Origin of the sequence: Hoeflea sp. TYP-13 (assembly GCF_040932035.1) — a bacterium.
Classification (GTDB): domain Bacteria; phylum Pseudomonadota; class Alphaproteobacteria; order Rhizobiales; family Rhizobiaceae; genus Hoeflea_A.
Genome location: NZ_JBFRBB010000001.1, coordinates 2,101,125 through 2,124,209 on the forward strand (window position 1 = coordinate 2,101,125; position 23,085 = coordinate 2,124,209).

Consider the following 23,085-nt stretch of genomic DNA (forward strand, 5'->3'; position numbering starts at 1 on the left):
CCCCAAGCTGGTTCTTATTGATCCGTCACATTTGAGGAATGTTCCGGCCGTTGGGCATATTTGGCGAGGATTCGCTGGAACAGGCCCGGATCGTAGCCGGAATAGTATTCAACGTCATGCGCGACGCTTGGCTTGACCAGTACATCGTAAGCCGCCTGGTCGAGAGATTTGCCGGACTGGCGTACCTTTTGTGTCCAGGCGTCGAAATCCTCGTTGGACATCGCATAGGCTTGAAAGTGCTGATCGGCAAAACCGTCGCCGCTGTACATCGTGTTGCGCCCGGTGAACTCACCCGGTTCATCGGCAATCAGGTGGAGACGGCTGGTCATGCCGGCCATGGCGTAGATCTGACCGCCAAGCGCAGGAATCATGAAGGAATTCATGACCGTATCGGAAGTGATCTTGAGCGACAGCGGCCTTTCGCTTGGAAAGGCCAGCTCATTGACCGTGGCAATGCCGTATTCGGGATAAATGAAAAGCCATTTCCAATCCTGCGCAACGGCCTGGACCTCGATAGCGTTTTCGGTACCTGCAATGTTTCTGTACGGATCAAGCTTGTGCGTGGTGGTCCACAGCAGATAGCCGAGTGCGGCAACAATTAATGCAGGAACCAGCCAGATCAGCGCATCGATTTTGCCTGAGTAGGACCAGTCCGGGGTGTATTTTCCCTTGCCGCCCGAGGCCCGGTAGCGCCACACGAAAAGACCGGCGAATATGAAGACCGGGATTGCGACAATGAGCATCAGATAAAACGCAGTGAACAGGAGATCGCGTTCGACCAGGGCAATTGGGCCTTTCGGATGCAGTATCGGCGCTTTGTCCAGACCGCAGCCGGCCAACAACAATGCGGTCAGGAACACCTGCAGAATTCGCGAAAGTTGTACTCCGGTCATGATTTTCACTTATCCATCCCTGATGTGGGCCCTGATATGGGGTGAGGAAGCACCTGGGATGCACATAGTACAATCAGGTACTTATAAGTGTATCTGCCAGTCATCTTACGATGACCGAGCTTGTTGACAAGCCGGCGATGCATTTTTCCTCAGGGAACGGCGCTGCGAACCCGCTGCGGCAGGGATTACAACCGGTGGGGGGCTTTACGTCGGTGCACTTTTATGGAAGATTTATATACGAACAAACAAAAAAGACCCCGAATCGCAAAAGCGACCGGGGCTAGTTGAGGGATACTCTCCCATAGGGAGCTGTTTAGAAAAGGGCCCGCTGACTGGAAACGTCGGTTGGGCCTATTTCAATTCCTGCGGCATTGCTGCCTTGAGCCTGGCAAACAGAGCGCGGTTCCGGCAATATTCCGGTGCGTCTGCTGGCTCCGCATTCGTATCTAGCCAAGTCTCGCATTCCTCTGCGCCGGTGCAACCCACACAGCGCATCGCGGCTCTACGGTAGACCGGCCCGATGTTGTCTATCTGTGTCAGCTCATCGCGAACGCCGAGCTTGACCATCATTTTTTCAAACAGGTCGGCATGGTGGTCGATGCGTGAAATTATGTTCTGAATTCCCATCTCGTACCTCCAGCCCATTGCCTTCGAATCCAATAATACGTGGCTGAGGAAGCGGCTCATTTGATTTATGTCAAACATTTTGGCGAATCTTACCCGCCGCAATCGCTGTGCAAACGAGGTGCATTCGACGGAAAAGCTTGAACCCGCCAGTGCATTGGTTTAACCCGGGTCCAGGCTTTTTTGCCGATCCGTTTTCCAGAAAATCCAAGCTGCAAGATGCATTCACATGACCATTATTGATACGCGCACACCAGAGCCCAAACGGCTGATTCCCGGAGCAACCGGCGATTGGGAAGTAATTATCGGACTGGAGGTTCATGCGCAGGTATTGTCGCAGTCCAAACTGTTTTCCGGTGCATCGACGACTTTCGGCAATGCGCCCAATGACAATGTCTCCCTTGTCGATGCGGCTATGCCCGGAATGCTGCCGGTGATTAATGAGGAATGCGTACGCCAGGCCGTGCGCACCGGACTTGGATTGAAAGCCGAAATCAACAACCGTTCGATCTTTGACCGCAAGAACTATTTTTATCCCGACCTTCCGCAGGGTTACCAGATTTCGCAGTACAAAGACCCGATTGTCGGCGAGGGCACGATCATCATCTCGGTCGGTCCGGACAAAAAAGGCAATTTTGAAGATATCGAGATCGGCATTGAGCGTCTGCATCTGGAGCAGGATGCCGGCAAGTCAATGCATGACCAGCACCCGTCCATGAGCTATGTGGATCTCAACAGGTCCGGCGTCGCGCTGATGGAAATCGTGTCCAAACCGGATCTGCGCTCCTCCGACGAGGCAAAGGCCTATGTCACCAAATTGCGCACCATATTGCGGTATCTCGGCACATGCGATGGCAATATGGACGAGGGGTCGATGCGTGCGGATGTGAATGTTTCCGTTCGCCGGGTCGGCGAAGACTTCGGAACGCGCTGCGAAATCAAGAACGTCAACTCCATCCGCTTTGTCGGCCAGGCCATCGAATACGAAGCACGGCGCCAGATCGCCATCCTCGAAGATGGCGGATCGATCGACCAGGAGACGCGTTTGTTCGATCCCGGCAAGGGAGAAACCCGGTCCATGCGTTCGAAGGAAGATGCGCATGACTACCGCTATTTCCCCGATCCCGATCTGTTGCCACTCGAATTTGACGACGCCTATGTCGAAAACCTGATTGCCGGCCTGCCCGAACTGCCCGACGACAAAAGGGCAAGGCTGATGGCTGATATGGGACTTTCCGCCTATGACGCCTCGATCCTGGTATCGGAAAAGTCGATCGCCGACTATTTTGAGGCCGTTGCCGAGGGACGTGACGGTAAGATGGCCGCCAACTGGGTGATCAACGATTTGCTCGGTGCGTTGAACAAGGCCGGCAAGACGATTGAAGACACGCCCGTTTCACCACAGCAGCTTGGCGCCGTCATTGATCTGATCAAGGAAGGCACGATTTCAGGCAAGATCGCGAAGGATCTGTTTGAAATCGTCTGGAACGAAGGCGGGGACCCCAATCAGATCGTTGAAGACCGCGGCATGAAGCAGGTGACCGACACCGGTGCCATTGAAGCCGCCGTCGATGAGGTGATCGCCGCCAATGCCGACAAGGCTGAACAGGTCAAAGAAAAACCCTCCATGGCCGGCTGGTTTGTCGGACAAGTCATGAAGGCGACCCAGGGCAAAGCCAATCCGCAGGCAGTAAACGCACTTGTGCGCAAGAAGCTCGGCATCGAATAGGAACAGGCCAGCGCGATGTGGGTCAGAACCGCCTCCGAACGCGATCTGCAGGAGATCAACAGGCTGCTGGTGACAACCTGGCACGACACCTATGACGGCATCTACGGTGTAGACAAGGTGAACGAAATAACAGGCACGTGGCACGCGGTTCCGGTTTTGAAGCAGCGCCTGACGCAGCCGAACAGCGAGTTTGTCGTTGTCGATACCGGCGAAAAGATCTGCGCCATGGCTTTTGCATCCACCCAGGACGGCAAACTGATTGACCTGCATCAACTTTACGTGCTGCCCGAGGTGCAAGGGCAGGGCGCCGGTGGTCAGTTGCTTGACGAAATCAAGGTCTGTTTTCCTGAAGCCAAGCGAATTCGGTTGGAAGTGGAAGAAACAAACCAAAAAGCCGTTGCGTTTTACGAACGAAAAGGATTTGTCGAAACCGGTCGCACCGCCAATTGCGGAGAACCGGGATCGGGTCTGCCCGCGCTGATTTTCGAATTGGCACTCGACTGACGCTGATAGTTGGGGCCTGCCATGGAAAAGGCATATTCGCGATGCCACAGTGGACTGGACAAGGCGGCGCGGGCACGGCATAAGGCCACAAACGTCAACTGACCGTATTCGGTACGAGGATATCCATGAAGAATTTTCTGCTCCTGACATTTACCTGGTGGAACGGAACAACTCTTGGAACGCGGTTTCACACCTGGCGTAAGGGAACAAAGGTTGGTGAAGACGAGTTTGGCAATGTCTATTACCAGGGCGGTACGGACAGCGAAGGCCGTACGCGCCGCTGGGTGATTTACAACGGTCTCTCTGAAGCCTCCGCAATCCCTCCCGGCTGGCACGGCTGGATGCACCATCGCACCGATGTCTCTCCAGCCGATGAGAGCTACCAGGCAAGGGAATGGCAAAAGCCGCATCAGCCAAACATGACGGGCACTGCGGCAGCTTACCGCCCGAAGGGCTCGATCCTCAATCCAGCTGACAGGCCTCGCGTCACGGGCGACTACGACGCCTGGACGCCCGGTACATAATCCATCACGGTACGATGAAAAGCGGCGGAAAACACAAATTCGGCATGCACAACCTGTGTGTGGCATTGGCAGGCACCCTTTGCATTCTGGCGGGGGCCACGTCTGCGCGGGCTCAATCCAACTCGGATGTTCAGACCGAAGCGCTTGAGCCGGTGCAAACACTGAAGCCGGTTGAAAAGCAAAATCTCGCGCCGGCCGGTGACCCGCGAATTTCAAACAAGGTCGCTGTCTTTTCCGGCATCGACAAGATCACCGGACGCATCATCACATTCGATGTCTATATTGATGAAACGGTTCAGTTCGGTGCGCTGCAGGTGACGCCGCGCGTATGCTATAGCCGCGACGAATCCCAAAAGCCGAAAACGACGACATTCGTTGAAGTTGACGAGATCACGCTGGATCGCAAGATCCGCCGTATTTTCACCGGCTGGATGTTTGCAGATTCGCCCGGTCTGAACGCTGTCGACCATGCCGTTTATGACGTCTGGCTGAAAGAATGCCGGATGGAATCGGATGTCCCGCCGCCGACCTGACCGCATCAGGCAAATACGGTTTCCACCATCATCGCCTCGTTCAATAGCGAATCATAGGTTTCCTTGGGAATGTCGACTGCGCCGAACCGTTTGAGGTGATCGGTGGTAAATTGCGTGTCGAGCAGTACATAGCCGCGCTGGCGAAGCCGTCTTACAAGATGGACGAGACAGACCTTTGATGCGTCGCGTTCGCGAGAGAACATGCTCTCTCCAAAAAAGGCGCCCCGCAGCGAAACGCCGTAAAGGCCGCCCACCAATTCGTCATCCCGCCAGGCTTCAACACTGTGGGCGTGCCCCAGTTCGTGAAGCTGAATGTAAAGCCGTCTGATGGTGCGGTTGATCCAGGTCTTGTTCCTGCCGGGCCCGGGTTCCGCGCAACCATCGATAACGGCGCTGAAGGCGCTATCGAAGCGTATGTCGAACCTGTTTTGCCGGCAGGTCTTTGCAAGGCTTTTCGGAATATGAAACAGCTCGAGCGGAATGACGCCCCTGACTTCGGGCTCGACCCAGAATACTTCCGGGTCGTCCGCCGACTCAGCCATTGGGAACAATCCGCAGCTATAGGCCTTGAGGAGCAGCTGCGGCGTTATATTCAGCCGATCTTCACTCCTGTGCATAACTCTATACTTTATTGCACGTCGAGATATTTCTCCAGCCAATGGATATCGTAATCGCCATTGGCGATGTCCTGGTTTTCCAGAAGGTCCATGAACAGGGGTATCGTCGTGTTGATACCGTCGATAACGAATTCACCAAGCGCGCGCCGCAACCGCATCATGCACTCGACGCGCGTACGGCCGTGCACGATCAGCTTGCCGATGAGGCTGTCGTAATAGGGCGGAATGGAGTAACCCTGATAGACGCCCGAATCGACACGCACCCCCAGTCCGCCGGGCGGGTGATAGTGGGTTATGAGACCTGGCGACGGCGTGAAGGATTTCGGGTCTTCGGCGTTTATTCGGCACTCGATCGCGTGGCCGTTGAAGCGGATATCTTCCTGGGCCACTGACAGACCGCCACCCGAGGCGACGCGAATCTGTTCGTTGACAAGATCAATGCCCGTGATGGCTTCGGTTACGGGATGCTCCACCTGAAGCCGGGTGTTCATCTCGATGAAATAAAACTCGCCGTTCTCATACAGGAACTCGATCGTTCCAGCGCCGCGATATTTGAGCTTTTTCATCGCGTTGGCACAGATCATGCCGATTTCTTCGCGCTGATGCGCATTAAGGGCAGGGGAGTTTGCTTCTTCCCAGACCTTCTGATGGCGCCGCTGAAGCGAACAGTCGCGTTCGCCAAGATGTATGGCGTTGCCGTTGCCGTCGCCCATGACCTGAATTTCGATATGGCGGGGCTTGCCGAGATATTTTTCGATATAGACCGCTTCGTTGCCGAATGCAGCGCCGGCCTCCGTGCGAGCTGTTGCCAGGGCAAGCGAAAGCTCAGCCTCGTTGTTGGCAACCTTCATGCCACGGCCGCCGCCGCCAGCGGTTGCTTTGATAATGACAGGATAGCCGATTTCTCCGGCAATTCTGGCCGCTTCGTTTTCGTCTGCAACTTCGCCTTGCGATCCCGGAACGACGGGAATGCCCAGTTCCTCAGCGGTTTTTTTCGCTGTGATCTTGTCACCCATAATCTGGATATGTTGGGCGGTCGGTCCAATGAAGGTTATGTCGTGCGCTTCAAGAATCTCGGCGAATTTGGCGTTTTCGGACAGGAAGCCATAGCCCGGGTGCACGGCATCGGCTCCGGTTATTTCGCAGGCAGCAACAATCTGATGAATGTTGAGATAGCTGTCGCGCGATGCGGGTGGACCGATGCAGACGCTTTCGTCGGCCAAACGTACATGCATCGCATCCGCGTCCGCGGACGAATGAACGGCAACCGTGCTTATTCCCAGCTCCTTGCAGGCGCGAAGGACACGCAGGGCAATTTCGCCGCGATTGGCTATGAGAATTTTGGACAGCATCAAATGGCCTATTCAATCACGAGAAGCGGTTCACCGAATTCGACCGGTTGCGCGTCATCAATGAGGATTGCAGTGACCTTGCCGGAACGCGGCGCCGGAATCTGGTTCATGGTCTTCATGGCTTCGATGATCAGCACAGGCTGCCCCTCATCGACGCTTTGGCCGACCTGGACAAATGGTGCCGCGTCGGGTGAGGGCGCAAGATAGGCTGTCCCGACCATGGGTGACGTTACGGCATTGGTGAGGTTGACCCCGCCGTCCGCAGGAGCCTCGGCACTTGGAGCCGCTGCTGCGGCGGGCGCCGAGAGTGCCGGTGCGGCAGGTGCCGGGGCATAGACCGGTGCGGTCTGTGCGGCTGATGCACCGCCACGCGAGACCCGAATACGCAGGTCGTCCTGCTCGACTTCGATTTCGGTTAGGTCTGTCTCATTCAGTATGTTTGCGAGATCGCGCACCAGATCCTGATCGATTCCGGATTTTCTTGCTGCCATCGGGACGGGTCCTTTACGAACTTGTTCTTAGTTTTCACAAATATCTGCCAGCGCGCGAAGCGCCAGATCATAACTGTTAGGGCCAAAGCCCAGGATCACGCCGGCGACAACTGGCGAAACCATGGAGACATGCCTGAATGCCTCGCGCGCGTGTATGTTTGAAAGATGCAGTTCCACAACGGGAATATCGATTGAGCGGATGGCGTCGTGAAGGGCTATCGAGGTGTGGCTGTAGGCGCCTGGATTGATGGCCACACCGACGGCTTTGTCGCCGGCTTCCTGCAGCCAGTCAACAAGAACACCCTCATGATTTGTCTGTCGAAAGTCGATTTCGAAGCCAAGTTCGTTACCAAGTGTGCGACAGTCGGTCTCGATGTCGCTCAAGGTTTTCCCACCATAAATACCCGGCTCTCTCTTACCGAGAGAATTCAGGTTTGGTCCATTAAGGACGAACACTTTGCGGGCCATGGTATTTCACCTGGAGAATATAAAGTCACAGACATATAGACGGCCCCGCCCGGAAGGAAAAGCCCCGGTCTATGACGCCGGCTTAAAAAACTGTTGGATGATTAATTGAAATGTGAAAAACCTGCCTCAGCAGGGCAGTCGGTCAGCATGAACCGGCGGTCAGGATGACACGCCGGTCCAAAACGCGTTGAATTGCGACAATCAGCAGGTGGCGCTCTCACAATTGCGCAGGTTAGCAACTTTACTCAACAGCGTCGGCATGCCGACAGCTCCAAACACCGCCTCATCACCAACGACATAAGATGGTGTGCCGGAGATGCCCAGCCCGTCGGCAATCTGATAGGCTTCACGGAAACTTTCAGTGATTGCCTCGTCTTCCATTTCTTTTCGCAGAGCGTTCTCGTCAACGCCAAGGCTTTTTGCGACCTCGATCGCACGGTCCTCGGTCGCCCTTTCTCTGCCGCCGAGAAGTTCAAAATGGAACTCTTCGTACTTTTCCGGTGCAATACGCATTAACGCTGTACTGACCCGGTGAGCGGCAATGGAATCCTCGCCGAGAATGGGAAATTCCTTCAAAATGAACCGGACATTCGGATCATTCGCGATGATTTCCTCCATGTCCTTCATGGCGCGTTTGCAGAACCCGCAATTATAGTCGAAGAACTCGACGATCGTTACGTCGCCATCTGGATTGCCAAGCACGACATTGTTGGGTGAATTGAAGATAGCATCCCGTGATTTTGCAATGACCTGCTTGGATTGTTCACGCTGAATCAGCTCCTGTTTGGCCTCGTAGGCCGCCTGGACCTCAAACAGGATCTCGGGATTCTGAATCAGATACTCCCGAATGAACTGGCCGATTTCTTCCTTCTGAGTATCGTCAAGTGCGCCAGCCGGAAGCGGGGATATCGTTATCACAATGGCTGCCAATGCTGCGCCAATATGACCGCGTACTCGATTTATCATGTTTTCCTCATAAGTTTCCGACTTCATTTTTTAGTCTTGTATTTAACGATGTCGCTCGCGCGTTGCCAGCTTGGAGTTCCCTTCGGCAGCTTCTGCAGCGCGCGAACAGCAAAACGTTTGGCTTCCTTGACATTGCCGCCGCGGAAATAGCCCTCGGCCTGCGTCAGTTCCGCGTTGGCCACATCACCCGCCTGGGCATAGGCCCGGGACAGAAATGTGTATGCGGCAAAATTGTTCGGGTCAGTTCTGATTGCAGCTTTTAACTCGCGAACCGCCTTGTTCATCTGCGAACTGTCGCCGGTTGAAAGATAGGCAAAGCCCAGCCGTCCGCGAATAATTCCGGATTTGTATTTGTCCAGCTTCACCGCCCTGGCGAATGCGGAAGCTGCTTTTTTGGGTTGGCGTGCGGCAAGGTAAATTTCCCCTTTTATTTCATAGAGATACGGGTTGTTTTTATCTTGCGCAATGAGTTTGTCTATACCGGCAAGTGCGCGGCGTGTATCGCCCCGCAGAAATTGGGAAATCGCCATGCCATAGCGCGCGCCGACGCCATTTGGGTTGTCTCGAAACGCCTGGCCAACCGCGGGAGCGCCGCCTGTGTAGGCTGCTATTTTGCCGCGGATCATGTCGTGTCTGCGTTGCAGGCGTGCGGAATCCTTTTTGTTGTAGTTCTTGCTCTTCTTGGCGAGTTCCTCCATCAGCGCAATTCTTTCGCGCGGCAAAGGGTGGCTGGACCAGTACGGGTCGCCCCTTACGCCAGAAAGCGCGCGCTGCTGTGAAAACCGTTTGAATGTGGTCAGCATTCCCTTTGCTGATTGTCCGGTCGCGTTGAGGTATTTTACCGCCGCACGGTCCGCCGTGATTTCCTCGGAACGCCGGTAGCTCAATAGCGCGCGCGTTGCCACGGAAGGCGCAGCGTTGGCCAGACCGCCACCCGCAGCCGTTGCGCCGCTGGCTCCCATGGCGCTGCCGGCTGCAGCGGCACCAATTCCGGCCAGCGCGCCGACGATGGCAATGGTGCGTGAGCGTGCAATCTGATCACGTATCCGCTGTTGATGACCGCCGGCAAGATGGCCGGATTCATGTGCGATGACGCCAATAATTTCATTGGGGGTCTGCGCGATCAGCAAAGCTCCGGTATTGACGAAAATTCGCCGGCCGTCGACGAACGCATTGAAAGACGGGCTGTTGACCAGGATTATTTCAATGCCCTTCCGGTTGAGCCCGGCAACCTTGAAAATCGGCCGCGCATAATCGAGCAGCAAACCCTCGATTTCCGCGTCGCGAACAATGGGAAGGCGGCCCTGCGCATTCACAGGAACAGTCGGGGCAAATGCCAAGGAAAATGTCAGCACGAACAGCAATGCAGCATGCATCAGTTTCGATACATTCAATTTCATGAACCCTGTGCTTTGTGGATCGGACATTCTGGAATTCTCCTGGCGACCATAACAGCCAATTGGTCGTAAAGCCCATAGCGCTATTTTGATCATCGCGTGAATGTGATTACTCCAACACGGTTGTGATCGACACGGCAATCAGGCAATTGTGAGGCATCGAATCATCGTTTGGGATTAATCAGTGATACAGATTTCACGCCGCAGCGCCATTGAACCATTTCATGCGATGGATGTGCTTGCCGAGGCCACAAAGAGAAAGCAACAGGGGCATCCGGTCATATCTATGGCAGTGGGACAGCCCGCGCACGCGGCTCCGCAGCGCGTCGTTGATGCGGCTCGACAGGCACTTTTGACAGAACGCATTGCCTATACGGATGCGCTTGGCATTGCCAGTCTGCGTGAAAAGATAGCGCAGCACTATGCCACTCGTTTTGGAGTCTCGGTCGATCCGCACAGGATCGCCGTCACTACGGGCTCGTCGGCCGGCTTCAATCTGGCCTTTTTAACGATGTTCGAGGCCGGTGATCGCGTCGCAATAACCAGGCCGGGTTATCCGGCCTACCGGAACATCCTCTCGGCGCTTGACCTGGAGGCGGTTGAAATACCGGTCAGCGCAGCATCCGAATTTACATTGAATCCGCAGGCGCTGGAGGATGCTGCCGGCAAGCACGGACCTATTGCGGGTGTGTTGTTGGCAAGCCCCGCAAACCCGACGGGCACCGTAACGGGAAAGGCCGCACTGAAAGCGCTTTTGGACTATTGCGAGGCCAATCAGATTACGTTTCTTTCGGACGAGATCTATCACGGCCTGAGCTATGCTGGCGAAGAAACCACCGCGCTATCGATCACCGACAAGGCGTTGGTGATCAATTCCTTTTCCAAATACTACTGCATGACCGGGTGGCGTATCGGGTGGATGGTTCTGCCGGAGAGCGTGATCCGCCCAGTGGAGCGTGTGTCCCAGAGCCTTTACATCAGCGCACCCGAATTATCGCAAATAGCAGCCTGCGCAGCCTTCGACGCGACCGATGAACTCGAGGCGGTCAAGGACGGTTACCGCGCCAACCGGGATCTGCTGATGACCCGGCTGCCGCAGATCGGATTTGACATTGCCTCTCCTATGGACGGTGCATTCTACGCCTATGTCGACGCAAGCCGGTTTACCAATGATTCGATGCAGTTTTCGAAAACGATGCTGGCTGAAATTAATGTGGCCGCCACGCCGGGCAGGGATTTCGATCCCATTGAAGGGCACCGGACAATACGGTTTTCCTACGCAGGTTCATGGCAGGAAATGGACGAGGCGCTCAATCGAATGGAAGCCTGGTTGAAGTAGTCGCTCTTCCCCAATTGAAAACGCCAACCGCGCGGAGCGGTTGGCGTAACCAATATCCATAATTAGGCCGGGGTCAGAAAAAACCGCGCCGCTGCCACCAGCCGGCCTTTTTAGGCTTGCCGTCACCGGCATTTTCGTCGGCACTCTCAGCGACCGTCGATGTTAATCTGGGTTCGCTGTCGTCCGGTTCCGATGCCTTGCGCCGGCGCCGGCTGGCCCTGGCGGGTTTTTCCGTTTCACCAACATCATTGGCCACTTCAACCGCCACCGCTTCTGCCTCTGCGACAGCCGCAATGGTTTCCTCCGCTCCGATGTCGGTATCGACGACCGCAGCAGTGTCTTCCTTTTTACGGCGGGAGCCACGGCGGCGTTTTGGTTTTTCTTCGTCGCTTGCGTTCGCCTCGACCGCTTCGCCGTCTGTCATTTCGGTGCCGGCGACCGGCGCTTCAACAACAGGCTCCGTGTCAGTTGCTGCTTCTGCACTGTCCACTTCCTGAGGCACCGCATCCGACTCGGATGCCGCTGAAGAGGTTTCTGCGCCTTCGACACTTTCCTGGTCGCGGTTTCGTTTTCCGCCGCGCTTGCCTCGGCGGCGGCGCTTCTTGCGATTTTCTCCTTCGTCGTCGGATTTCTCATCCGCATCGAACGAGGCTTCGGAAGATGTGTCATCTGAATCATCGGATCCGGACACCTGCGCTTCCCGGTCTTCGCCATTGCGTCCGCCGCGTCGCCGCCTGCGGCGCTTGCGTTTGCGCCCGTTGCCGTCATCGTCGCCATTGGCCTGCACCGGCGGTTCGTCATTGGCACTTTCAGCTTCGGAGAAGTCGGTATCAACCTGAACCGCACCTTCGATGACAACCGGCGATTCCACAGGTGTTCCCTGATCGATCGCGATATGCTGGAGACCCACATTCGGATCGGCCTCGACTTCGATCGACAGTCCGAAGCGGTTCTCAAGTTCGATAATCGTGTCGCGCTTCTGGTTTAGGACATACAAAGCGATTTCCGGCAGAGTCCGGATCGTTATGTTATGCGTAGTCTTTTTCAGAAGATGCTCTTCGGCCGTCCTGAGCACGTGAAGAGCAACGGACGAGATCGAGCGGACATAACCGGTGCCGCCGCAGCTGTCGCAAACCTGCATTGTGCTTTCCAGCACGCTGGCACGGATACGCTGGCGCGACATTTCCAAAAGTCCGAAATGTGAAATACGGCCGACCTGGATACGAGCCCGGTCGCTCTTCAGGCATTCCTTCAGCTTTTTTTCAACGGACCTGTTGTTGCGCTTTTCCTCCATATCTATGAAGTCGATAACGATGAGGCCCGCAAGGTCGCGAAGGCGCAACTGGCGGGCGACTTCCTCGGCCGCCTCAAGGTTGGTTCGCAGCGCCGTGTCCTCAATCGAGTGTTCCTTGGTGGAACGCCCGGAGTTCACGTCTATGGCAACCAGCGCCTCCGTCTGGTTGATGATAATGTAGCCCCCGGATTTCAGGGTCACCTGAGGCTGCAGCATCTTGTCGAGCTGCGCTTCGATCCCGGATCGCGCAAATATCGGCTGAACATCTCGATAGGGCTGCACGGCCTTTGCATGGCTCGGCATCAGCATCTTCATGAAATCCTTGGCTTCCCGGTAGCCGTTGTCACCGGAAACGATGATTTCGCTGATATCCTTGTTATACAGATCTCGGATGGACCGTTTTATCAGACTGCCTTCCTCGTAGACGAGGCAGGGCGCAGTGGATGTCAGTGTCAGGTTGCGCACATTTTCCCACAGGCGCATCAGATATTCGAAATCGCGCTTGATCTCGCTCTTGGTCCTGTTGGCACCTGCCGTCCGTAGGATCACGCCCATTCCCTGGGGCACTTCGAGACCGCGCGCTATTTCCTTCAGCCGTTTGCGGTCCTGTACGTTGGTGATCTTGCGGGAAATTCCGCCGCCACGCGCCGTGTTGGGCATGAGAACGGAATAGCGGCCCGCGAGAGACAGATAGGTGGTCAGAGCTGCGCCCTTGTTTCCCCGCTCTTCCTTGACGACCTGAACCAGTAGGATCTGACGGCGCTTGATGACTTCCTGGATGCGATATTGCTTTCGCTGTTTGCGCGCACGGTCCGGAACTTCTTCCATCGCGTCTTCAGCACCGACGGATTCGACCGATCCATCGCTTTCATCGTCATCATCGTCGCCATTGTCTGGTAAAGCCGTTTCATCGGCTTCGTCATCCGGCTCATCGCCTTCGTCGGCCTTTTTGCTGATGACGGGTTCCGAGATTTCATCGGCGTCCACCGAGGCTGCAATCGAGCTTGGCGGTGTATCGTCGTCGGTGCCGTCCTCGCTGGACTCGGCCACGACGTCGTCCGGGGTTTCGGTCGAACCATCATCCTCCGGTTCGGACTGCGCTTCAGTTTCGACAGGTGCAGCTTCGGCGGCACTGCCATCAGAACCGGCATCGTCAGTTGGCCGGGCGTCCGCCGTCGTTTCGGTGTCCGAATTGTCAGGCAGTTCGGTATCGGCCACCGGCTCTTCAACCGCTTCCTCTGGCGCGACAGGCTCCGTTCCGCCGTCTTCAACAGCGGTTGCTTCTACCTTCTTTTCGCGTTTTGTCTTGCTGCGGCTTCGACGTGAGCGAGATTTCTTCTTGGCGGGCTTCTCAGCCTCGCCATCATCATCTTCCTCGCGCGCTTCCGCGGCCTCTGCATCGATCAGGGCCTGCCGGTCCGCGACCGGAATCTGATAGTAGTCCGGGTGAATTTCCGAAAAGGCGAGGAAACCGTGACGGTTTCCGCCATATTCAACGAATGCTGCTTGTAGGGAGGGCTCGACCCTCGTTACCTTGGCGAGATAGATATTTCCACGCAGCTGTTTTTTGTGCTGCGATTCAAAGTCAAATTCCTCAATCCGGTTTCCACGAACAACAACGACGCGCGTTTCTTCCTCGTGGGACGCGTCGATCAGCATTTTGTCTGCCATTTAAAAGATGCTCCTCGGCAGGAGGCCGCAATTCTTCACTACCAGGCGGACCCGCCCGGGTTCGAATTGTTACCGCTGTGCCGAAATTTGTAGTTCCTGGCTGAAATTGGAGCACCGTAGCTACAGGGTCCGGAACACCGCATGTCCAGAGAGCCTTGCTTGAGAGTGTAGTCGGTTGCATTTCCATCCAAATTCCAAACAGGAATATATGAACATAAGGTCTTTTTCAGACCGATGAAATTCGCTTCCCTCGGGAAGCAGACGGCCATTAGCCGTTATTCGACGCCCGGAATTGCCCAGGCTCTATCGATTCACTCTGAGGAATTAAATGGCTATGACGTCAGACGAAACGGCCGGATGGCGCCCCAAAATCCTGAAGCAGGTGGCTGCCGAATCCGCTGTTTCTATCTCGTCAGCATATTAACCCTCACCCCGCTTTTATGGTCTTGAATTCATTCTGGCAAGAGGCAACGACTTCCGGCAAACGAGAATGGTCGCGAACCGGCATCTCGGTTAACAATTCAAAATGGGCTGCTAAATAAGCCTGGACGCCTTCAAAACGGCCCTATTTTCTTGCAAATAGGGCAGGGTGATTCTCTTCCTGTTGTTTCGACAGCGGGTAACAACTCCTGAATTGTGCAGCGCGGCAAATATGGATGATTTCCACAATGGCGATGGCAAAATGTCCCCGCCCTGTGAAAAATGACAGTTGCCGCAATATGGAATTCCTGTAGACCCCGGTTGCAGAAGTTGCGCGATTCGTTCAAAAAAGATCGGCTCGCTCTGAACGACCTGCGGCATCAGCGGCTCAGATGGCAATATGAACACACTGGCTCCTACCGGAACAAAGCACTCAACCGACCTAAGCGGTCCGACCTCCGTTTCGCTTCGCACGATTGCTATGGTGGTTATGCTGTTCACGGTGCTGCTGTCGACCGGCATTTCCTGCGCTGAAGACAAGTCTGACAGTAGTGCTGAGGACCGGCTGGTGGCTTTCGAGTTTCGCATTGCCGGCGACGAACTGCGAACGCGCATAGTCATGGAATTCGAAAGCAAGCCGGATTTCTCATACCATTTGTTAGCGACGCCGCATCGCCTGGTCGTTGATCTGCCGGAAACCCATTTTGGATTTCCGGAAAAGACGGCAAAGGCCCGCGGGCTGTTGTCCGATATCCGGTATGGCGCCATGGCTCCCGGCCGGTCACGCATTGTCTTTACCGCGATAGGGCCCGTTAAATCGGAGATGGCGGAAGTAAAGAAGAACGATGCCGACGGAACCTACCGGCTGGTTTTCGATCTGGCCGCCACTTCAGACCAGGAGTTTGCCTCCCTTGTCGGTCAGCAGCGATGGGACCCGTCTTCGTCGGACGAGGCAACGAAACCGCAGAACAAACCGGCTAAATCGGACAAATCATTCACGGTGGCCATTGACCCCGGACACGGGGGCATTGACACCGGTGCAAAGGGACGCAACGGCGCTCAGGAAAAGGATATCACCCTCGCGGTGGGCCTTGCGCTGAAGACAGCGCTCGAGCGTGACACGGATATCCACGTCGTTCTGACACGCGATGCCGACGCATTTGTTTCCCTTTCCGAGCGCGTTAGACGGGCGCGCCAGCATTCGGCCGATATGTTCGTCTCTATCCATGCCGACTCCATCCGCGTAAAAGGGGTGCGCGGCGCAACGGTCTACACCCTGTCCGAAAAGGCCTCGGACCAGATGGCCCATCAACTTGCTGCCCAGGAGAACCGGTCCGACCTTATTGCAGGACTGTCGCTGGAAGATGAGCCAGATACCGTTGCCGATATTCTGATTGACCTGACGCGGCGTGAGACCCAGGTCTTTTCCGACAGTCTGGCAGGAGCGGTAATCGGTGCATTTGACGGTTCAGTAAAACTCATAAACAACCCGCATCGCTCGGCAGGGTTTAGAGTTCTGCGCGCCCCTGAAGTCCCGTCCGTCCTTGTCGAACTTGGCTATCTATCCAATATCGAGGATGAAAAGCTTCTGAGCGACCCGAAGTGGCGCGAGCGAACAGCGGAATTGCTGGTCACCGCCATCGGTGCCTATCGCAAGAAGGTGACAGGGGTAAGTAACTGAGCCAACACCTGACGTGGCAAGCCTTTTTTGTTATTGTGTGATAGATGCCACATTGATCTGGGAATACTTCAGATTATCTAGTCAATGATGGTATTGGCCCTATTTTGCGCACATTCGGCGCACTAGTCGGGATATAGTTTGGCAGGCGAACTGACTCGCCCTGTTGTTGAATCAGCTCCGGTAAGGAAACGATGTTCAGACTGATAGGATATTTGTTCGGCATAGGGACGATCTTGTTTTTCATCGTCGCGCTGGGCGTTGCAATGTATGTCGGCGCATTAACCCGCGACCTGCCGGACTACGAGGTACTGAGCACATACGAACCGCCTGTGACCACCAGAATTCACGCGGCGGACGGAACGTTGATGGCCGAACACGCGCGTGAGCGGCGTCTTTATTTGCCGATTCAGGCCATTCCGGACAGGGTCAAGGCCGCGTTCCTTTCTGCCGAGGACAAGAATTTCTATCAGCACAATGGTCTCGACTACACAGGGCTGGTCCGTGCGGTAATCACGAATATCGAGAATTATTCCTCCGGCAAGCGTCCTGTCGGCGCATCAACCATCACCCAGCAGGTTGCGAAAAACTTTTTGCTGACTTCGGAACGCAGCTACGACCGGAAAATACGCGAAGCGGTTCTGGCATTTCGTATCGAGCAGGCCTATTCGAAGGACCGTATCCTTGAGCTTTATCTCAACGAGATTTTCTATGGACTTAATTCTTACGGCATCGCCAGTGCGGCGCTGACATACTTCAACAAGTCCGTCAACGAGTTGAACCTCCAGGAAGCGGCATATCTCGCAGCCCTGCCGAAAGCGCCGTCCAACTATCATCCTTACAGGCGAACCGACAGGGCGATAACACGCCGTAACTGGGTAATCGACCGCATGGTTGATAATGGTTACGTCAAGGCACAGGACGCCGAGGACGCGAAGGCTCAACCGCTCGGTGTCAACCCGCGTCGCGGCGGCTCGCATCTGTTTGCGTCTGACTATTTTGCCGAAGAAGTGCGCAGACAGATTATCGGGCGCTATGGTGAAGACGCGCTCTATGAGGGGGGGCTGTCCGTGCGGACGACCCTGGACCCGGAACTTCAGATAATGGCCCGCCGTGCTCTGCAGAGGGGATTGATACGCTACGACGTCCAGCAGGGATATCGCGGCCCGGTTTCGACTGTAATCACGGATGGCGATTGGGGCGCCGCCGTCGCAGCGGTTGAGCCTTTAAGGGACGTACCTGAATGGCGGTTGGCTGTCGTCCTTGAAGCGGATGATGAAAAGGCAACCGTCGGACTGCGGCCTAGCCGGACCGCTTCCGGAAAAGTAGCGGAAGACCGCGATACGGTGACCCTAAACGGCGCCGACATGAAATGGGCCTATCGAATAAAGACCGACAATGAACGCAAAAAGGTCAAGGCCGTTTCCGATATCCTGAAACCGGGCGATGTGGTCTATGTCGAGGAAATCAAATCCGACGAAGGCGAGGCCAAGCACATATTGAGGCAACCGCCGGAAGTGCAGGGCGCGCTTGCCGCCCTTGATCCTCACACCGGGCGTGTGCTGGCGCTGGTTGGCGGCTTTTCATACGCACAGTCGCAATTCAACCGGGCGACCCAGGCCATGCGCCAACCCGGTTCCGCATTCAAGCCTTTCGTTTATGCGGCCGCTCTCGATAACGGCTACAGCCCGGCGTCGGTTGTGCTCGACGCACCCATCCAGCTGGTATCGGGCGGCGAACTCTGGCAGCCCAAGAACTACGGCGGCGGTTCGGCAGGGCCATCCACATTGCGGCTCGGCATCGAACGGTCGAGAAACCTCATGACCGTGCGCCTTGCCAAGGACATGGGCATGAATCTCGTTGCCGAATATGCGGAACGGTTTGGCATCTATGATGACATGCTGCCGGTTCTTGCCATGTCGCTCGGCTCCGGTGAAACAACGGTATTGCGGATGATTTCGGCTTACGCCGTGCTCGCCAATGGCGGCAAGCAGATCAAGCCGTCATTGATCGACCGTATCCAGGACCGTTACGGAAAGACGATATTCAAGCACGAAGAGCGCACCTGCGACGCCTGTATGGTGACAGACTGGCAGAACCAGGATGAGCCGCAGGTCGTCGACACACGCGAACAGGTTCTCGATCCCATGACGGCCTATCAGGTAACCTCGATGCTGGAAGGTGTGGTCACACGCGGCACAGCTGCAGGCAAGGTCAAGCTTGGTCGCGCTGCCGCAGGCAAAACCGGTACGACCAACGAGGAAAAGGATGCCTGGTTCGTCGGCTATACACCCGATCTCGTTGCAGGGGTGTTCATTGGATATGACACACCGACGCCGATGGGGCGCGGCTCGACCGGCGGTGCATTGGCTGCGCCGATATTCAACGAATTCATGACGGCTGCACTGGTTGACAAGCGTCCGGTTGATTTCCGCGTGCCGCCCGGGTTGCAACTGATACCCATCAACCGCAAGACCGGCATGGAAGCAGAACCCGGCGGACCCGACGTTATTTACGAATCATTCAAGCCCGGAACCGGTCCGGCCGACTTCTTCTCCGTCATCGGTGAGGAATTCGTGACCGGAGAGGAGATTCTGAATGTTTCTCCGCAAGCCAACCGGGCCATCATTTCAGGTGCCGGCGGTCTTTACTGACAGGCGGAATCTTCAGCAAAAAACCGTGCCCCGGGCTATCGGTGGCTTTACTTGCCGGGACCCCGTGATTATGGTCCCGGCAAATTCATAACGGCAAGAGCGCTTCTTGTTTATTCGGGATCATTTGATGGAGGAAAATCGGTTCATTCGGCTAGGCGCGTCGCGCAGCGCGATGTGGTGCATCGGGCAAGCGGCGCAACGCCGCCGATGAGCCGATTTTCCCCACCCTCGAAAGGGCTGTGCCATTGATCAGAATTACTGAATGGGCCGGGCGATTTTGCCCTCTGACTGCGTTGTATTGCGCTTGTGGTGGGGGAACACCACGGCGCACAACCCGCCTTGTCAGCGACCAAAATCGCCTCGGTCAAATTATCCCGAAAAAACAAGAAACGCTCTAGGCCGCAAGGCATTATCCAACAAGAATAAAAGGCAGACCATGCGTTCGGAAATTCAGTTGATCGTCGATGAAATCAAGCAGGCCATAAGCCTGCTGAGGAGGCATCTTTGACTGGGATCAGGCACTCAAAAGACTGGAGTTTCTGAACGTCAAGGCCGAGGATGCGGATATATGGAATGATCCGCAGGAAGCGCAAAAGCTGATGCGCGAGCGCCAGCAGCTTGAAGAAAATATCTCGGCGCTGCGCGACCTCGAATCAAAGCTCGATGACAATGTTGGTCTGATCGAACTCGGCGAGGAAGAGGACGATGCGGATGTCGTCAGCGAAGCTGAGGATGCGCTTCGTGCGATGAAGGCCGATATCGACCGGCGGCAGATCGAAATGCTGCTTTCCGGCGAGGCCGACGCCAACGACACATATATCGAAATCCATTCCGGGGCAGGCGGCACCGAGAGCCAGGACTGGGCCTCAATGCTGATGCGCATGTACAGCCGCTGGGCTGAAAAGCGCAAGATGAAGGTCGAACTCCTTGAAATTCACGACGGTGAAGAAGCCGGCATCAAATCGGCCACGCTCCTGATCAAGGGCCACAATGCTTATGGCTGGCTCAAGACCGAATCTGGCGTGCACCGTTTGGTGCGCATCTCGCCCTTTGACAGTCAGGCGAGACGGCATACGTCCTTTTCGTCGATCTGGGTCTATCCGGTGATTGACGACACGATCGAAATCGATATTCCGGAATCGGAGGTGCGGATCGACACCTACCGGGCATCGGGCGCCGGCGGACAGCACGTCAACACGACAGACTCAGCCGTGCGTATTACCCACATTCCATCCAATATCGTCGTGCAGTGCCAAAACGAGCGTTCCCAGCACAAGAACCGGGCAACGGCCTGGGAAATGCTCCGCTCGCGCCTCTACGAGGAAGAACTCAAGAGGCGAGAGGCCGAGGCCAGCGAACAGGAAGCATCGAAGACTGAGATCGGCTGGGGTCACCAGATCCGTTCATACGTCCTGCAGCCCTACCAGCTCGTCAAGGATCTTCGGACCGGAACGGAAAGCACGAGCCCGCAGGATGTGCTGGACGGCGATCTGGACAGCTTCATGGAATCGGCGCTTGCGCACCGTGTTCACGGCGGCGATGCCGAGGTCGAGGATATCGACTGAGGGAGCCTGGCCAGAGTTTTCAGTTGCTTGCCGGCGTAAATGCCGTATCGCCGAATTCATCGACGTAAAGCTCCCAGGTATCCGGCTCCCCGGCGGCCGGATCCCCCTTTAGATAGACGAAGGTCACAAAACCGGGCTGCTTGGCAATTCCGGTGGAGTTCTCCGGACGCATGTCGGTGATATATGCCTTCATCTCCGTCAGCGCCTCTATCTCCCTGGTATCGAGCAGCATGGGCCCGTCCGGTGAAAGCCATATGCGCTGCAGATAGAGCCTTGAGGTGTTGTCTTCCGACCGGATGGCCAGCGACCGGTAGTAACCGCGATTATTCTGCTCGGCCGCGGGCTTTTTAGCCTCTGTATCCGTTTCCTTGGCTTCGCCCTCGGCCTGTTCTTTCTCTTCGGCTGTTGTTTCCCAAAAACCGCCGCTGACGACCGAGAGCACCCGCGTCGGCGTCGTATCGGCAATAACAGCGGGCGCTTCGGACGCCATCATCGGCATTGTCGAAATCGCATGCGCCAGGACAAACCCAGTGGTCGTCAAGGCCAGTGCTGTGCCTCTCAATGAAAAAGCTCGCATGCTCCTTGCCTCCTTCACGCAGGTACAATCGGGCGTTTGCGTATCAGTAGAGAAACTGTTCGGCAAGAATACGGTCGTCCCAGCTGTGGTCCGGATCGGAGAGGATCCGCGCTGTCACCTTCGTCGATTCGCGGATCGTGACCCTTTGGACAGACTTGACCTCCGTATGGTCCGCCACCGCATTGACCGGGCGTTTAGTCGGCTCCAACACTACCATCTCGACTGTGACGCGGTTTGGCAGGAGCGCCCCACGCCAGCGCCGCGGTCGGAACGGGCTTACCGGGGTCAGTGCGAGCAATGGGGCTTCGAGCGGCAGGATCGGCCCGTGAGCCGAAAGATTGTATGCTGTCGAGCCGGCCGGTGTTGCCACCATCAACCCATCGCAGATCAGCTCTTCGAGCCTGACTCTGTTATCGACCAGCACCTTCAGCTTTGCCGCCTGGTAGGATTGCCGAAGCACGGAGACTTCGTTGATTGCATAGGCGTGAACCGAATTTCCTTCGCCGTCGACAGCTGTCATTTCAAGAGGATGGATGTGATGTTCGACGGCCGCCTGTATGCGCTCGCGAAGACCTTCCTCGCGGTATTCATTGAGTAGAAAACCGACCGAACCCTGGTTCATACCGTAGAGCAATTTACCGGAATCCATCGTGTCGTGGAGGGTTTGCAGCATGAAACCATCACCGCCCAGCGCGACGATCACATCCGCGTCCTCAGGGCTTGCCTGGCCGTAGAGCGATGCCAGATGTTTAGCTGCCTGGCGCGCATTGTCTGCATCGCTTGAGATAAAGCACATGGAAGATAGTTTTTGCGTCATATGCACTCGGTTCCGGAGGAGTTGATTGACCCTAACATGGAGGGGACCGGCGCGCCGCACAAGAGCTTAGTCGGTATTCAATCACCCGAATGAAGTGCAAATCCGGATCTTCCTGGAACTGTGATGTCCGCAATGACCAGCGTGGTAAGGCAACTGTAGCCTGAAAACTGCGGGAACGGCCTCGTCAATTGCCCTCAACGGCAGCAGCAGTGTTGGGTAATCGTCCTCATACCTATTTGCAAACATTGGTGATACGCCTTATGAATCCGGTTGCTATTCGAGCAGCATGGGGGCGACGGCATGTGATGCGAATAGATTGGATTTGAGCATGGACCCTCAACCCCACAAAACCATTGACGCCTTGCTTCTCGCGTCTCACATCAAGCTTCTGCAGGAAAGTTACGATTCGCTTCCGGAAGGGTGCTGTGCAGAGGACACGCCCACCGAGGATTGGGCTGGCGTGACCGAGTGGGCACACACGGCAAGGCAAAGCGCACGCGGCCTCATTCTTCAACTTGAAGACTGCGATATGGACGCGCATGAAGATCTGGTCAGCGCTGTTATGTCCGTTCACGCTGCGATTACGTCCCTGGAGGACAAGCTGCCGGAAAGCGCTAGCGATCGGGATGTTCTTACGGCCCGAATGACGCTCAGAAGATGCATCGAAGCCGGAAACAAACTCATTTTGCCCGGGCGTAGGTGACACCTCGTCCTGCAATCTGCTTGCGTGTCGGAAGTGAATGTTTCCGCAAATGTTGTTTTCAGGGACAGCAATGGAACGTGATTTTGCAGCGGATTCGCGAAATTGGAAACGGAACAGCGCTTAAAGCCGGGTGTTGAAATTAATTTTTGCGATTCAGGATGAGCGACCTGAGACATGGGTGACGTTTTGTACCGGAGACATGGGTAACACTTTTGGTTTTTGCCGGAGGTGTTGATGCCGTGGAGAAGGACATGTGTCATGGAGGAACG

The 23,085-nt window shown here is 55.8% G+C and carries 20 protein-coding genes; 9 read left to right on the forward strand and 11 right to left on the reverse strand.

What is annotated here, in order from left to right:
* Positions 1–14 precede the first annotated feature (14 nt).
* Entirely contained in the window at positions 15–893 is an 879-nt protein-coding gene (cyoA, locus tag ABVT35_RS10080) for a ubiquinol oxidase subunit II (RefSeq protein WP_368466207.1), read from the reverse strand.
* 351 nt (positions 894–1,244) lie between these two features.
* Positions 1,245–1,520, reverse strand: coding sequence for a DUF6455 family protein (locus ABVT35_RS10085; protein WP_368466208.1), 276 nt, complete (start codon positions 1,518–1,520; stop codon positions 1,245–1,247).
* Positions 1,521–1,746: 226 nt separating this feature from the next.
* On the opposite strand from ABVT35_RS10085, the gene gatB reads away from it, so the two are divergent.
* The 4 genes from gatB to ABVT35_RS10105 all read left to right on the forward strand — a co-directional run bounded on the left by gatB (position 1,747) and on the right by ABVT35_RS10105 (position 4,807).
* On the forward strand, positions 1,747–3,246 hold the full coding sequence (gene gatB, locus ABVT35_RS10090; RefSeq protein WP_368466209.1) for an Asp-tRNA(Asn)/Glu-tRNA(Gln) amidotransferase subunit GatB: 1,500 nt from the start codon (positions 1,747–1,749) through the stop codon (positions 3,244–3,246).
* A gap of 15 nt (positions 3,247–3,261) precedes the next feature.
* Positions 3,262–3,750, forward strand: coding sequence for a GNAT family N-acetyltransferase (locus tag ABVT35_RS10095; RefSeq protein ID WP_368466211.1), 489 nt, complete (start codon positions 3,262–3,264; stop codon positions 3,748–3,750).
* 125 nt (positions 3,751–3,875) lie between these two features.
* Positions 3,876–4,274 carry an NADH:ubiquinone oxidoreductase subunit NDUFA12 gene (locus tag ABVT35_RS10100; RefSeq protein WP_368466213.1) on the forward strand — a complete coding sequence of 133 codons (399 nt, stop codon included), beginning with the start codon at positions 3,876–3,878 and terminating at the stop codon, positions 4,272–4,274.
* Between the two features lie 44 nt (positions 4,275–4,318).
* The gene (locus tag ABVT35_RS10105; protein WP_368466214.1) at positions 4,319–4,807 is read left to right on the forward strand and encodes a DUF2155 domain-containing protein; all 489 of its coding nucleotides are present in this window, start codon (positions 4,319–4,321) and stop codon (positions 4,805–4,807) included.
* A gap of 5 nt (positions 4,808–4,812) precedes the next feature.
* On the opposite strand, the gene aat is transcribed toward ABVT35_RS10105, so the two are convergent.
* The 6 genes from aat to ABVT35_RS10135 form a co-directional block, all read right to left on the reverse strand.
* Positions 4,813–5,424: a leucyl/phenylalanyl-tRNA--protein transferase gene (gene aat / locus ABVT35_RS10110; protein WP_368466215.1), complete on the reverse strand. Its 612-nt coding sequence runs from the start codon at positions 5,422–5,424 to the stop codon at positions 4,813–4,815.
* 11 nt (positions 5,425–5,435) lie between these two features.
* A complete protein-coding gene (accC, locus tag ABVT35_RS10115; RefSeq protein ID WP_368466216.1) occupies positions 5,436–6,776 on the reverse strand; it encodes an acetyl-CoA carboxylase biotin carboxylase subunit in 1,341 nt (446 codons plus the stop codon).
* An 8-nt stretch (positions 6,777–6,784) separates the two neighbouring features.
* Positions 6,785–7,267 (reverse strand): acetyl-CoA carboxylase biotin carboxyl carrier protein, encoded by a 483-nt coding sequence (gene accB, locus ABVT35_RS10120; protein ID WP_368466218.1) that lies wholly within the window; start codon positions 7,265–7,267, stop codon positions 6,785–6,787.
* 27 nt (positions 7,268–7,294) lie between these two features.
* Entirely contained in the window at positions 7,295–7,735 is a 441-nt protein-coding gene (gene aroQ, locus ABVT35_RS10125) for a type II 3-dehydroquinate dehydratase (RefSeq protein ID WP_368466219.1), read from the reverse strand.
* Between the two features lie 201 nt (positions 7,736–7,936).
* Complete coding sequence (locus ABVT35_RS10130) at positions 7,937–8,701, reverse strand: DsbA family protein (RefSeq protein WP_368466220.1); 765 nt, start codon at positions 8,699–8,701, stop codon at positions 7,937–7,939.
* 23 nt (positions 8,702–8,724) lie between these two features.
* Complete coding sequence (locus tag ABVT35_RS10135; RefSeq protein ID WP_368466221.1) at positions 8,725–10,128, reverse strand: M48 family metalloprotease; 1,404 nt, start codon at positions 10,126–10,128, stop codon at positions 8,725–8,727.
* 154 nt (positions 10,129–10,282) lie between these two features.
* Here ABVT35_RS10135 and ABVT35_RS10140 point away from each other — a divergent pair, with 154 nt between their 5' ends.
* Positions 10,283–11,437 carry a pyridoxal phosphate-dependent aminotransferase gene (locus tag ABVT35_RS10140; RefSeq protein ID WP_368466222.1) on the forward strand — a complete coding sequence of 385 codons (1,155 nt, stop codon included), beginning with the start codon at positions 10,283–10,285 and terminating at the stop codon, positions 11,435–11,437.
* Between the two features lie 73 nt (positions 11,438–11,510).
* On the opposite strand, the gene ABVT35_RS10145 is transcribed toward ABVT35_RS10140, so the two are convergent.
* On the reverse strand, positions 11,511–14,402 hold the full coding sequence (locus tag ABVT35_RS10145) for an Rne/Rng family ribonuclease (RefSeq protein WP_368466223.1): 2,892 nt from the start codon (positions 14,400–14,402) through the stop codon (positions 11,511–11,513).
* 820 nt (positions 14,403–15,222) lie between these two features.
* Here ABVT35_RS10145 and ABVT35_RS10150 point away from each other — a divergent pair.
* The 3 genes from ABVT35_RS10150 to prfB all read left to right on the forward strand — a co-directional run bounded on the left by ABVT35_RS10150 (position 15,223) and on the right by prfB (position 20,719).
* Positions 15,223–16,503 (forward strand): N-acetylmuramoyl-L-alanine amidase, encoded by a 1,281-nt coding sequence (locus ABVT35_RS10150; protein ID WP_368466224.1) that lies wholly within the window; start codon positions 15,223–15,225, stop codon positions 16,501–16,503.
* A 191-nt stretch (positions 16,504–16,694) separates the two neighbouring features.
* Entirely contained in the window at positions 16,695–19,154 is a 2,460-nt protein-coding gene (locus ABVT35_RS10155) for a penicillin-binding protein 1A (protein ID WP_368466225.1), read from the forward strand.
* Positions 19,155–19,590: 436 nt separating this feature from the next.
* Positions 19,591–20,719, forward strand: a protein-coding gene (gene prfB / locus ABVT35_RS10160; RefSeq protein ID WP_368466226.1) for a peptide chain release factor 2 whose coding sequence is annotated in 2 segments (ribosomal slippage) — positions 19,591–19,656 and positions 19,658–20,719 — 1,128 coding nt in all. Because the reading frame shifts where the segments join, the coding sequence is not laid out codon by codon here.
* A 19-nt stretch (positions 20,720–20,738) separates the two neighbouring features.
* Here the strand turns inward: prfB and ABVT35_RS10165 are convergent.
* Both ABVT35_RS10165 and ABVT35_RS10170 read right to left on the reverse strand, forming a co-directional pair.
* Complete coding sequence (locus tag ABVT35_RS10165; RefSeq protein WP_368466227.1) at positions 20,739–21,296, reverse strand: hypothetical protein; 558 nt, start codon at positions 21,294–21,296, stop codon at positions 20,739–20,741.
* 43 nt (positions 21,297–21,339) lie between these two features.
* Positions 21,340–22,113: an NAD kinase gene (locus ABVT35_RS10170; RefSeq protein WP_368466228.1), complete on the reverse strand. Its 774-nt coding sequence runs from the start codon at positions 22,111–22,113 to the stop codon at positions 21,340–21,342.
* A gap of 328 nt (positions 22,114–22,441) precedes the next feature.
* Between ABVT35_RS10170 and ABVT35_RS10175 the strand changes: the two genes are divergently transcribed.
* A complete protein-coding gene (locus ABVT35_RS10175) occupies positions 22,442–22,816 on the forward strand; it encodes a hypothetical protein (protein ID WP_368466229.1) in 375 nt (124 codons plus the stop codon).
* Positions 22,817–23,085 lie beyond the last annotated feature (269 nt).